Consider the following 213-nt stretch of genomic DNA (forward strand, 5'->3'; position numbering starts at 1 on the left):
CGTCAGACTTACACATCGAACCTTATCAAAAGAAATACCGTATCCGTTTTCGGGTTGATGTCATATAACATGAATTCTCCTCACCTCCGGTTAATTTAGCTAACCGCTTATCTGCTCGTTTAAAAGTCATGGCAAAACTAGATATTGCAGAAAGGCGCTTACCCCAAGATGGACGCATCAAGCTTAAAATATCTAATCAACCTAATATCCATT

General features: G+C 39.0%; 1 pseudogene. It reads left to right on the forward strand.

The features are described from left to right. A pseudogene (locus tag V6256_RS15970) lies at positions 1-213 on the forward strand (ATPase, T2SS/T4P/T4SS family); the annotation flags it as partial.

It is taken from the genome of Psychromonas aquatilis, assembly GCF_038155185.1.
Classification (GTDB): Bacteria; Pseudomonadota; Gammaproteobacteria; order Enterobacterales; family Psychromonadaceae; genus Psychromonas; species Psychromonas aquatilis.